The following is a 12,252-nucleotide window of genomic DNA, read 5'->3' on the forward strand; positions in this document are numbered from 1 at the left end:
GAATTTATGATTTTTACAAGAAATGAAACATACGAAGGGGGATTTGATGAGGAAACTGACGAAAACATTTATTGTCTCATTAACATTATGTATTGCATTTACACTTTGGGGGATTATACCCGAATCTATTATTGGAAAAGGTAGCTTAGGAAATGTAACGACTGTAATTCAAGCTGCGTTAGTTAGTAAGTTTGGATGGTTCTATATTATTTCCGTTTCTATTTTCTTAGGAATTGCTATTTTCTTAATTGTTTCTAAGTACGGTTCGATTCGTTTAGGTAAAGATGATGATGAACCTGATTATAGTTATATGACATGGTTTGCTATGTTATTTAGTGCCGGTATGGGAATCGGTTTGGTTTTCTGGGGTGTCGCAGAACCGATGAACCATTTATACACACCTCCGTTTGGAGAGAGTGCGACTGAAGAGAGTGCACGCCTTGCACTTCGTTTCTCATTTTTCCATTGGGGATTACATCCGTGGGGATTATATGCACTTGTAGCATTATGTATTGCGTATTTTACATTTAGAAAAGGAAGAGCAAGTACAATTAGTGCGGCGGTCGGTCCGCTATTTAAAGGCGGTGAACATGGCCGTATTGCCCATATGTTTGATGTTCTAGCTGTATTTGCAACAGTATTTGGTGTGGCGACATCATTAGGACTTGGGGCAAAGCAAATTGCGGGTGGTGTTAGTTATTTAACATCCATTCCAAACTCATTACCAACGCAGCTAGTAATCATCGGAATTGTAACTGTTCTTTATATGCTATCTGCGCAAACGGGACTCGATAAAGGAATTAAATATTTAAGTAATGCGAATATTATTTTAGCGTTTGCACTTATGATAATTGTATTATTTGCAGGTCCAACAAACTTTATTATGAATTATTTCACTTCAACAATTGGTTCATACATTCAAGAATTGCCAAGTATGAGTTTCCGTTTAAGTCCATTAAATGAAGGCGGAAATCAATGGATTCAGTCATGGACAATTTTCTACTGGGCATGGTGGATTGCATGGTCACCATTCGTAGGTACGTTTATTGCTCGTGTGTCACGCGGGCGTACAATTCGTGAATTTGTTGTTGGTGTGTTACTCGTACCAACAGTAATTGGTGCGCTTTGGTTCTCTGTTTTCGGAGGAACAGGTATTCACATGGAGCTATTTGATGGTGCAAATATATATGGACAAATTAAAGAAATGGGCACAGAAGTAGGATTGTTTGCTATGTTAGACCAAATGGGTAGTATGGGACCGGCTTTATGTGTGTTAGCTATTTTACTTATTTCAACATTCTTTATTACATCGGCAGACTCTGCTACGTTTGTTCTAGCGATGTTAACGACACATGGTAGCTTAAACCCACCAAATCGTATTAAAATGGTTTGGGGTATTGTTCTAGCGGCGTTAGCTTCGATCTTATTGTATGTCGGAGGATTAGAGGCGCTGCAAACTGCGTCGATTATTGCGGCCTTCCCGTTCGTATTTGTTATTTTCTTTATGATTGCAGCACTATTTAAAGAGTTGCAAAAAGAAGGACGTATGAAACAACATTAATAATAGAAGAAAAAAATTCTGTATATATAAATAGTATTAGGACTGCCGACATTCGGCAGTCCTTTTTCACTGTTCTATACTATTGTAGGAAAAGCATTACTTTGTTACGGAATACTATAGATATCGGTAATTTAAAAAGAAAAATCGATATAGTTCGACAATATCCGATATTTTACACATTATATTCATATTTTTGACAAAAATATGTCGGAAATGTGTTGTTACTTTTATGTATATGTGCTATATTATTTCCTGTAAGCGATTTCAAATAGTTTTAAAGCGCATTCAAGGGGGACAACTAGAATAATGAAACGTTACGAAAGAAAGTGGAAGCATATTTGTTTGAAACGTGTGGCACATCGAAATGCCCAAGAAAGCACGGAACCAAAGACCGAAACTCGTAAAGAGCATCAAGAGAAGCAATTGGTTCTACAAAAATAGCAATCACTTTTTCGTATATAAATGAAGGTCGATCGTTCGTTGGGGGATGGACGTGAAATAACTTTCAGCTAAGGGGTATTGTCTGATATATATAGTATTGCGGTAAAAAATAAGCACAGAGCATACGGCGCTCTGTGCTTATTTTTTAATGAAATCTATTTTTCTTTTTTAAATCGTACTGTTTTATCCCAACCAATTACTTGTTTCTTGCTCTTTGCACGTAAGTAAAGAATGAGACTGCGAATAAACAAATACGTAAAGAGCTGTGCGTACGTAAAGTACATAATGACGCTTATTAAAATATTGGTCGGTGTAAAGGTTCGTTCGACGCTCTGGGCACTAAATAATTGAGAAACATATGTAATATATGCGACATACCACATAAATAGTAATGGAATGCTATATTGAATTTGGAATATCCCGAGCAGTCCAATTATAAACCAAACGTTTGAAATGATTAGGAATAGCCAAAATACGACATACACTAAAACTTGTTGTAAGGAATGGACGAGAAGTTTTCCTTTAAAAAAGCTTAATGAAGAAAACATTTTTTCTAAAATGTATAAGTTTCCTTGAAGCCAACGTGTCCGCTGTTTAATAAGAATTTTTAAATGCTCAGGTTCTTGTTCCCATGTAATCGATTCCGGGACGATTGGTAAGAGATAGCCCTTTTGGGTAATCCTTAATGTTAATTCGGCATCCTCTGCAATTGCATAAGGATCATAGCCGCCAAGCTCTTCTAATGCAGAACGACGAAGAAGCATGTTTGTTCCGGTCAGTGAACCTGTTTGGAATAATAGCCAGCGTCCAGATTGCATAAGGAGCTGGAAAATCTGAAATTCTAATGAAATCATTCGTGTAAGCCAATTTCTTTTCTCATTTACTGTACGAACGTGTCCAACTGCTCCAACGGCATCCTGGGTTGTTTCAGCATGTTCTACGAGCATTCGCAGTGCATGTGGTTCAGGTTGATTATCTGCATCGTAAACACAGAAATATTCACCATCCGAAATGCTAAGGCCGTAGTTTAATACACGCGATTTTCCTTTCGGTTCGCCAGGTGGTACACGAATGTGATGAATATGAGCATAAGCTTTGTCGAAATCATCGCCAATTTCAGGTGTTTCATCTTGAGAGTTATCGTTTAATAAATAAACGTTTAGTTTGCCTGGGTATTCAATCTTTGCCATTGCTTCTAATGTATCTTTAATAACGACGCCTTCATTATGGGCAGGTATTAAAATATCTACACTTGGATAATGTTCTAGCGTACGATCTTTTCGTTTACTATTTCGATGAATTAAGCCCGCAATTGTTAAGAAAGAGTAATAAACGAGTAAAGCAGAGAATAGAAAGGCGGTAAAAATCAATACATATTTAATTGAAAATGTGATGCTGATCCAGAAAACAAGTACACAAAACAAAATAAATAAAAGAAGCATAACGAGTGTCATCATAATGTGATATGTCCCTTTGCATTGATTTGTTCTCGTTTTATTTTAATATCTTGAATTGCTTCAGCAGCAAGCCATTGCTCCATTTTTGGATGTAGACGGTTCATTACAATGTCAGCACCGGCTTCATTTGTGTTTTGTAATAAAATGACTAATGTGTTACTGTCATATTCAGCAGCAAGGTCAAAGTCAGTTCTGACTGTATTAACTAATAATGAAGCTACACGATCCATGACACTTTCCTTCGTATATTTACTAAAGGAAGTGAAATCGAAGAAAATGATAATGCCTGTTTCATTACGACGATTCATCGCAGTTGTTAATAAAGCTTGTCGTCTTTCGAATTCTTGTCTTGTTAATAATTTTGATTCTCCAATGTATTGCTCAAGCACTCTCACTCGTTCAGTTAACTCTTTATTTTTAAGGATAACCTTTTTTAATAGATGGGTTGAAATATAAACAATGAAGAAGTTAGCTGCCATCAGGAAGTGGGTAATAATATATTCCCATTGATCTGATGTACTCCATAAGTGCAGCCACGCTTGATAAAATAAATAGAATACTGAAATGATTGTTCCTAGTATGAAGAAAATAAATGCTGTTTTATCAGCTGAAAATAGGAATAGTACATTTATGATGACATATATAATTGTAAAAATGAGCGCGTGCTCATATTTCGTCACATGTACAGTAGTAAAATAAAATAAAATTTGTAAAATCCACATAGAGAAGACTTTATAGGACTTATCTTTCACGAAACTTTCCTCCTTAAAAATAATTCGTGCTGGATATTTGTAGTATGCACAATTATTAAGAAATGACCATGTAGTTGGAAGTTTTTTGGGGCGAGATACATCAAGTAGTATCCCTCTTTTATAAGAAAAAATAAACAGACATACTAATTATTCTAACATATCATCTATACATCTAGACATAAAGGATTTAATATATACGAAAATTATATTTAAGGTATATAAAAAAGCCTCCTCTTTAAAAGAGGAGACTTTACATGAGTTTATAGGAACATCATACCTGCGACTGCTGCGTTTAAGAAGTTCGCTAGTGTACCAGCGATAACTGCTTTAATCCCTAATTGTGCAATTTGTTTACGGCGAGTAGGAGCTAACGTTCCTGTTACACCTAATTGAATTGCGATAGAAGAGAAGTTTGCAAAACCACAGATTGCAAATGTTAAAATCATATTTGTTTTTGCAGAGAACTCTGCCATGTGTGGTCCTAAGTTTGCATATGCAACGAATTCGTTGATTGCAAGTTTTTGACCGATAAAGCTTGCTGCTTGGATAGCTTCACCTGGAGAAACCCCGATTAAGATTGCAAATGGTGATAATAAGTAACCGAAGATTAAATCAAGGCTAAGTTTAATATCGAACCAAGAACCAACCCATCCTAATAAGCCATTTAATAAAGCGATTAATGCAATGAAGGCCATTAGCATTGCAGCTACGTTAATAACAAGTTGTATACCTTCAGATGCACCGCGTGCAGCTGCATCGATAACGTTTGCGTCTTCACGCTCTGTTGAAAGTTGAACATTATTATCTACTTGTTCTGTTTCTGGCATAATTAGTTTTGCAATTAATAAACTTGATGGAGCTGCCATAATTGCTGCTGCTAATAAATGTTCTAACGGAATTCCCATTGCTGCATATCCGACAAGAACTGATCCGGCAACAGCTGTCATACCACTTACCATAATAGTGAAGAATTCACTGTTAGTTAAACGTGCTAAGTATGGTTTAATTAAAATTGGTGCTTCTGTTTGTCCTAAAAATACAGTTGTTACTGCATTTAAGCTTTCTGCCTTAGAAGTTCCAAGAAGTTTACTTAATGCACCACCAACGATACTAACAAATTTCTGCATAATACCTAAGTAATATAAGATTGCAACTAATGAACTAATAAATACAATTGGAAGTAGTGCTTGAATAACGAAAACAAATCCCCAAGGGCCTTTTGCGTTGACTAAATCCCCAGCAACGAACCTAATTCCCTCGTAAGAAAAATTAATTAATCCTTGAACGCCGTCAGCAGCAACTTTTAAGCCTGCTTTTCCAGCATCCCATCGCAATACGATAAATGAAAATGTCATTTGTAATGCTAGCGCGATTAAAATTGTACGCCAATTAATAGCTTTGCGGTTGGAAGATAATAAGAAAGCGATTGCTAATACTCCAATCACGCCGCCAATTCCCCATAAAATATTCATGCAGTGCATGCTCCTTCCTCATAGTAAAAAAGTGTATAAACCAGTTGTCTATACTTTTGCGAATATAACATCTTAAGTAATTTATCATAACGGACATCGGAGGTCAAACGTCTAATGAAAAGTTTAAATAAAAAGAAAATTCTTTGAAAAAACACATATAAAATGAATAGACATGAAATAGGTTATGTTTTTTGTGGAAATATATTCATTATGATAACGTTTTGGACAATTTTTATAGAATATAGTGTACGAAATAGGAGAATGAACGCATAATTTTTCCGTAGAGAGAATGAAAGGGGATTACTATGTTGAGTCTTTTAAAAAGAGCCTTCTAGTAAACTAGAAGGCTCTGAAACTATAACTTAAGGTGCTTTCGTATACCCTAAGAAATGGCTTTTCCAATAAGAGTTGTTTAATGAAGCGATTGCTACACCTTTATCTCCGGATTGGATGAATGATCCCCCGCCAAGGTAGATACCCATGTGAGAAGGACCTGCTTTATAAGTATCTTTGAAATAAATTAAGTCTCCAGGTTGTGGACTTGAAGTTTGTGGTAAGCTGCTCCAATATCCAGCAACACTTTGGCGGCTAATGTTATGACCAAATTTCTTAAATACGTGGTAGATGTAACCACTGCAGTCAACACCATTAGCAGAAGTACCGCCCCAAACGTATGGTACGCCTTGCATAGATTTCGCGTATGCAAGTAGAGAAGAACTGTCACCGCTATTATTAGTATTATTATTGTTGTTGTTATTATTTTGATTGTTATTTTGGTTGTCGTTAGGCTTATTATCTACTGCGCCACCGACTGGTGTTTTAGATAGGAAACGTGTTCCGATGTAACCAGTTTGACCGTTGTAGTTAATTTTGCTCCATCCAGAGTTTTCAGAGATTACTTGAACCTTCTGTCCTTGTGGAAGTGCGCCTATGATTCTATAATTTGTACCTTCGCCGCTACGTACATTTAGTGCAGAAGCATTAATGTAGTAGTCGCCAATTGCACCTTGATCAGGTTGTTTTGGCTGTTCAGGCTGTTTCGGTTGTTCAGGAGTAGCCGTGCCACCTTTAACGAATTTTACGAATTCGCTACTAACATAGCCTGTTTTACCTTGGTAGTTTACTTTAAACCAGCCGTTTTCAGATCCAACTACGTTTAATGTTGTACCATTTAACACGCCGCCAATTACACTATGGTAAGCAGCAGGGCCTGTACGAACACGTAGAGATGTTGCGTTAACAACGTAAGTACCACCAGTTTGAACAGTTCCATTATTATTTTGCTCTTGGTTGTTACCTTGAGTAACGTTTTCGTTAGAACCGCCTTTTGTTACGTAGTCCTTGCTTAAGTAAGCTGTTTGTCCTGCGTAATTGATTTTGAACCAATCTTGAACTTCGCCTACAACTTGTACTACTTGTCCTTGTTTAACAGAACCTACAGTTGGATGAGAAGTGCTAGGACCTGTACGAACGCGAAGGGAAGATACATTTACTGTATAGTTTCCACTTGCTGGTTGAACAGTTGCTTCATTGTTACTATTGTTGTTATTGCTTGTAGAGCCAGTATTTGAAGAAGCGCCTGATACAAATTGGCTACTAACATAACCAGTTTGTCCGTTATGATTGATTTTCACCCAACCATTTTCTTCTCCAATTACGTTTAAAGTTTGTCCTTCATATACACGTCCTGAAACAGAACTAGAAGTGTTAGGGGCTGTACGTACACGTAATACATCAGCAGTAACTTTATTGTTTCCACCTGTGCTTACATTGTTATTCGTTGCTCCGTTTTTTGATACAAACTCGCCACTAACATAGCCAGTTTGTCCATTAACGTTAATTTTGAACCAACCATTTTCTTCTCCAATTACGTTTAATGATTGACCATTATAAACGCGAGAGATGACGTCGTGAGAAGTACTTGATCCTGCACGAACGTGTAGTACGCTAGCATTCACCGTATATGATGAATTGTTTGATGCGGAAGCTTGGACAGTTTGTGTAGCAGCTTTTTGTGTATTTTGTTCAGGGGCAGCTTGAACGCTATCAAGTGTAGGGGCTGCTCCTCCTGCTACAGACACTGCCGCAAGACCGGCAAGGTATTTTTTCATAATTTGTCGATTCCTTTCTGTCTGTAATGTAGTGAAGAAATATTTACCAACTGTTAAAAATTCTAAAGAGCATGTCGATTACTGTCAAGACTTATGTGGTAATCTGAATATGACAAAAAGGTTACAAAAAAAAAATCAAGGTATAAATCTGTACCTTGATTTCCATTTAAATACATATATTTGATGTGGAAAATGAGAAGATTATTCGTATTTAGGAAGATGTGCTGTTGGATTTTAAAAGGCTTTGAGAAAATGACCTTTGTAGTAATTTGGTGATAGGGCCAACTTGACCATCTTGAATCGCAGTTCCATCGAGATGGGTCATCGGTAAAATTTCAATAGTCGTTCCCGTAAAGAAGCATTCATCTGCTTGATAAACATCGCGAACGCTGAAAAGCTCTTCCTTTACAGGAAGTTGAAGAGTGTTAGCTAAAGAAAGGACGTACTGACGAATAATGCCGTTTAAAATAAGGTGATTAGCTGGATGCGTATACAGTGTTCCGTTTTTTATAAGAAAGAAGTTAGAGTGGCTACCTTCAGTTACAATACCATTTCGTACGAGAAGTGCTTCTTTACAACCTTTGCGTTCAGCTTTCGTATAAGCTAATACATTTGGTAATAAATTTAACGATTTAATATCACAGCGGAGCCAGCGTGTATCAGGTTCTGATATAGCACGTACACCGTATTCAATCCATAAAGATGGTCTTTCTTTTTTTGAAATATAAGCATAGATTGTCGGAGATATGTCATATGAAAATGCATGTGCTCGAGCTTGTACACCACGAGATACTTGTAAGTAAATTGTTCCGTCTTCGTGGAAATTATTGTTTTCAATTAATTTGTAGAGTAAGATGATGAGTTCGGCTTTTGAGAAAGGAAGTGATAATTCTATTTCTTCAAGGGATCGATATAATCTTGTTAAATGTGGGTCTAATAAGTGAAAGTTTCCGTTATAAAGGCGAATAACTTCATAGACGCCATCACCAAATTGTAAACCTCTTTCTTCAAGTTCTATGTACGCGCGATGTTTTGTTGTATCAATAACTGCATCATTCCATAGTACAAATCTTTCGTATGCCAATTTTCGTCCCATCCTTTCTTTAGTACATGAATAAAAAGCACTATAGTAATTTTTATGTAAGCAATTCTCTACATATGACGTATATGTATTTGTAAATCATAGAGAAGTAGTGGTGATTTATAGCATTTTGTATATACAAATTCGAAAATGAGAAATAAGAATCCTGCTTTTTGAAAAAAAAAAGCAACATTCGTATGGAATGTTGCAAAAGGAGGGTAGCTATCTTTCATAGGGACATCGTCTTTAAAGGTTTAGTTTATGTAAACAAAACGCTTTAAAAGACAATTATAAGAAAGTAGAAAGCAAACGATTTGCATATTTCTTTAAGGAATCTTATTGAAGGTGAGGGGTAAGAAATATGTAGAACCTCGTTTACATATTTTATTATAAAGATGTTTCGTTAATGTGGTGTAAATATTAGGTGAAGGTTATGTAATTTTAAAGTTAATGAATAGGAGAGGAAGGATAGCAGAAAATAAAAAAAGAGGCTGAGATTACTCAGCGCTCTTCTTTTCTTCTTTAATAGCTGTCTTTACTTCACCAGTTTTGATCTTGTTACTTTCAGAGAAGCGAAGTAAGTCACCTTCAATGATTTTGTCAGACATGTTCAATTCATTTTGGGCACGATCAATTAGTGGTTGAGATTCTTCTTTCGGTAATTGCACAACTTCGCCAGTAGTACGGTCGTAGAATGTACTGTTCGTGTACATGTACTTATCTGTAACGAAGCTACCGTCACGAAGAACAACGAATCCTTTATTTTCTGGTGAGAATACATCATGACCGAATTGAATTTGATTCGTAGAATCTACACCAAGTAAGTTTAGAATTGTTGGCTTAATGTCAATTTCACCAGTTGGTTTTGAAATTGTTTTACCTTCTTTTTGACCTGGAACGTGAATAAACATCGGTGTTTTTTGTAAGTTCATATGGTCAAATGTAGTGATTTCTTCTTTTCCTAAGAACTGTGCCATTGCACGGTTATGGTTTTCAGAAATACCATAGTGATCACCGTAGAATACGATAACTGAGTTGTCGTAAATACCTTCTGCTTTTAGACGCTCAATAAAGTGTTTCATTGCTTCGTCTAAATAGCGAGCAGTTACCATGTAACGGTCAAATACGCCATCACCAGAATTGTATTCATCGATTAATTTCGTACTGTCATCATAAGTGAATGGGTAATGGTTTGTTAAAGTAAGGAAGCGAGTATAGAACGGTTGCTTCACTTGTTTTAACATATCGATAGATTGATCGAAGTATTCGATATCTTTTAATCCCCAATTTAATTTTGTTTCTGGCGTAATTTTGTAGTCAAGCTCGTTGTAGTAACGATCATAACCAAGTGCCGGATACATAATGTTACGGTTCCAGAACGTTGCGTTATTCGCGTGGAATACTGATGTGTGATATCCTTGCTGACGCAAAATTTCTGGAGTTGCTGTATATTCGTTATTACCGTGTGTGAAGAATACGGCACCACGGTCTAGTGGATACATTGAAGTATCTACTAAGAATTCAGCATCAGACGTTTTACCTTGCCCAGTTTGATGGAAGAAGTTATCGAAGTAATAACTTTCTTTCGCAAATTGGTTTAGGAATGGTGTAACTTCTTGTCCGTTAACTTGTGCACCAATTAAGAATGTTTGTAATGATTCAAGAGAGACAACAATTACGTTTTTCCCTTTTGCAGTACCAAACATATTTGGATCTGGTTTACTTTGTGTTGTTTTCACGTAGTTTTCTGTTTCTTGTAATTTACTACCATCAGCAAACGCTTTTTGTGAACTTGATTTTGCTTGTAAGCCAAGATCGTATGCTTGGTGTACATATAATCCTAAGTTTTTAACAAGCATAACGCGGTCGAATGAACGTGTTAATAGTTCTGGACGCTCAGCTTCTGCAAATCCTAGGTTTACGCAGAAAATAGCAACCGTTGACACGAAGTATAGGGAACGCATCGGACGCGCTACACGTTCTGTCGGTGCAAAATCTTTCTTCTTCTTCAATAGAACGAAGAATACGATAATATCCGCAAATGCAAGGATGATTTTGTAGTTAAATAATTCTTTCACACTAGAACCTAAACTTCCGAAATTAGACGTTTGTCCTAGTACTGGTAAAGTAACGAAGTCATTGTAGAATCCGTAGAACATTACGTTACCAACAAGAATGAACGTTAAGATAAAGTTAATTCCTAGTGCTATATAGTTACGTTTTTTCCCTTTTGCAAATAATGCAAGACCCACAAACAGTAATGATGCTGCTAATGGACTAATGAATAAAATAAATTCTTGCATGAAAGATTCAAGTTTTAAATCGAAGCTAGTGCGTGTAATGATGTAGGATTTTAGCCATACGGCCAAAGCTACGAATAAAGTAAAACGCACATTTTGAAATTGTGATTTCATGGTTTCTTTCATTCATTTCCACCCTTTCTCTATCAGGCTTGGTCGATTTTGGAGCGAAAAATGTTAAAATAAAAAATACATAGTTTTATTGGCCATAATTAGAGTTTCTATATTCACCCATATACGACTTTAACTATGCATACCCTTTTTGGTTTCTTGTGCTGCTCATAAGCATAACGTCATTTCTGTATTATACAACAAAATTCATTTCTGAGAAACACTATAACGTTTTACATTTTTTGTATGTGACTTGTCACTACCAGAGAAAACTTTAACATTCGTTTATATGCCCGTCAACTAGAAAATATAACAAAAATAGAAAAGAATGTTAAGCGGAATTGAAAGTTTTTTGGTTGAGAAATATGGAATAGAAATCTTTAAGTGGTTGTCTAGAAAACTATTATATGAAGGAAAATATGAAAAAATTAACGAACACTTGTTCTTTTTGGTTTTGTTTGTTACAATGAAATTTCATTGATAGATTATGTGTAATTTTGATGAACTTTTACTGATAACATAACATATTGTAGCTTATTTCTTTTGAAAATAGGGAGGCTTTTGAATGAAACAAAAATTTTCAGTTGAAGCGTTTTGGAAGAAAATAAAACATGTTGCGAAGCAGGCAGGGCAGTCGGTAATCTATGCGAGTTTATTGTTGTTTTACGTGTTGCAAAGACCGGATGTTCCAAAACGAGTGAAAATTATTGTAATCGGAGCACTTGCTTATTTCATTGCACCGATTGATGCCATTCCAGATTTCATTGCTGGAGTCGGTTATACGGATGATTTAGGTGCGTTAATGGCCGCACTATTACAAGCATCGATATACGTAAATGAAGATGTGAAAGATAAGGCACGAGTGAAGTTGGCAGAATGGTTTGGTTCGGATATAGACACATCATTTATCGATCAAAAATTAGATCAATAGGTGAGAACTGTCATAGGATGACAGGGCGAACGTAA

Annotated in this window: 9 protein-coding genes; 3 read left to right on the top strand and 6 right to left on the bottom strand. The window is 36.1% G+C overall.

Going from position 1 to position 12,252, the window contains the following annotated elements; all coding sequences use genetic code 11:
- The first annotated feature begins 46 nt into the window (after window positions 1-46).
- On the top strand, window positions 47-1,561 hold the full coding sequence (opuD, locus tag JFU18_RS16885; RefSeq protein WP_088040446.1) for a glycine betaine transporter OpuD: 1,515 nt from the start codon (window positions 47-49) through the stop codon (window positions 1,559-1,561).
- Window positions 1,562-1,867: 306 nt separating this feature from the next.
- A complete protein-coding gene (locus JFU18_RS30220) occupies window positions 1,868-2,002 on the top strand; it encodes a hypothetical protein (RefSeq protein WP_002068447.1) in 135 nt (44 codons plus the stop codon).
- Between the two features lie 155 nt (window positions 2,003-2,157).
- Here JFU18_RS30220 and JFU18_RS16890 read toward each other — a convergent pair whose 3' ends face one another.
- The 6 genes from JFU18_RS16890 to JFU18_RS16915 form a co-directional block, all read right to left on the bottom strand.
- Window positions 2,158-3,459, bottom strand: a complete 1,302-nt coding sequence (locus JFU18_RS16890; protein ID WP_016102272.1) for a glycosyltransferase family 2 protein — start codon at window positions 3,457-3,459, stop codon at window positions 2,158-2,160.
- A complete protein-coding gene (locus JFU18_RS16895) occupies window positions 3,456-4,211 on the bottom strand; it encodes a PleD family two-component system response regulator (protein WP_201034523.1) in 756 nt (251 codons plus the stop codon). The genes JFU18_RS16890 and JFU18_RS16895 overlap by 4 nt, the downstream gene beginning before the upstream one ends.
- A gap of 260 nt (window positions 4,212-4,471) precedes the next feature.
- Window positions 4,472-5,683: a NupC/NupG family nucleoside CNT transporter gene (locus tag JFU18_RS16900; RefSeq protein WP_085312813.1), complete on the bottom strand. Its 1,212-nt coding sequence runs from the start codon at window positions 5,681-5,683 to the stop codon at window positions 4,472-4,474.
- A gap of 362 nt (window positions 5,684-6,045) precedes the next feature.
- Complete coding sequence (locus tag JFU18_RS16905; RefSeq protein WP_137059364.1) at window positions 6,046-7,794, bottom strand: C40 family peptidase; 1,749 nt, start codon at window positions 7,792-7,794, stop codon at window positions 6,046-6,048.
- A gap of 211 nt (window positions 7,795-8,005) precedes the next feature.
- Complete coding sequence (locus tag JFU18_RS16910; protein WP_002016184.1) at window positions 8,006-8,890, bottom strand: D-amino-acid transaminase; 885 nt, start codon at window positions 8,888-8,890, stop codon at window positions 8,006-8,008.
- Window positions 8,891-9,372: 482 nt separating this feature from the next.
- The gene (locus JFU18_RS16915; RefSeq protein ID WP_061688708.1) at window positions 9,373-11,301 is read right to left on the bottom strand and encodes an LTA synthase family protein; all 1,929 of its coding nucleotides are present in this window, start codon (window positions 11,299-11,301) and stop codon (window positions 9,373-9,375) included.
- 550 nt (window positions 11,302-11,851) lie between these two features.
- Between JFU18_RS16915 and JFU18_RS16920 the strand changes: the two genes are divergently transcribed.
- Window positions 11,852-12,217: a YkvA family protein gene (locus tag JFU18_RS16920; RefSeq protein WP_002016186.1), complete on the top strand. Its 366-nt coding sequence runs from the start codon at window positions 11,852-11,854 to the stop codon at window positions 12,215-12,217.
- Window positions 12,218-12,252 lie beyond the last annotated feature (35 nt).

The sequence above is a fragment of the Bacillus sp. TH22 genome (genome assembly GCF_016651015.1).
GTDB lineage: Bacteria > Bacillota > Bacilli > Bacillales > Bacillaceae_G > Bacillus_A > Bacillus_A mycoides.

Excerpts from the sequence above, each read along its gene's own strand:
- opuD (WP_088040446.1), top strand. The coding sequence starts at position 47 with ATGAGGAAACTGACGAAAACATTTATTGTCTCATTAACATTATGTATT.
- JFU18_RS30220 (WP_002068447.1), top strand. The coding sequence starts at position 1,868 with ATGAAACGTTACGAAAGAAAGTGGAAGCATATTTGTTTGAAACGTGTG.
- JFU18_RS16890 (WP_016102272.1), bottom strand. The coding sequence starts at position 3,459 with ATGATGACACTCGTTATGCTTCTTTTATTTATTTTGTTTTGTGTACTT.
- JFU18_RS16900 (WP_085312813.1), bottom strand. The coding sequence starts at position 5,683 with ATGAATATTTTATGGGGAATTGGCGGCGTGATTGGAGTATTAGCAATC.
- JFU18_RS16905 (WP_137059364.1), bottom strand. The coding sequence starts at position 7,794 with ATGAAAAAATACCTTGCCGGTCTTGCGGCAGTGTCTGTAGCAGGAGGA.
- JFU18_RS16910 (WP_002016184.1), bottom strand. The coding sequence starts at position 8,890 with ATGGGACGAAAATTGGCATACGAAAGATTTGTACTATGGAATGATGCA.
- JFU18_RS16915 (WP_061688708.1), bottom strand. The coding sequence starts at position 11,301 with ATGAAAGAAACCATGAAATCACAATTTCAAAATGTGCGTTTTACTTTA.
- JFU18_RS16920 (WP_002016186.1), top strand. The coding sequence starts at position 11,852 with ATGAAACAAAAATTTTCAGTTGAAGCGTTTTGGAAGAAAATAAAACAT.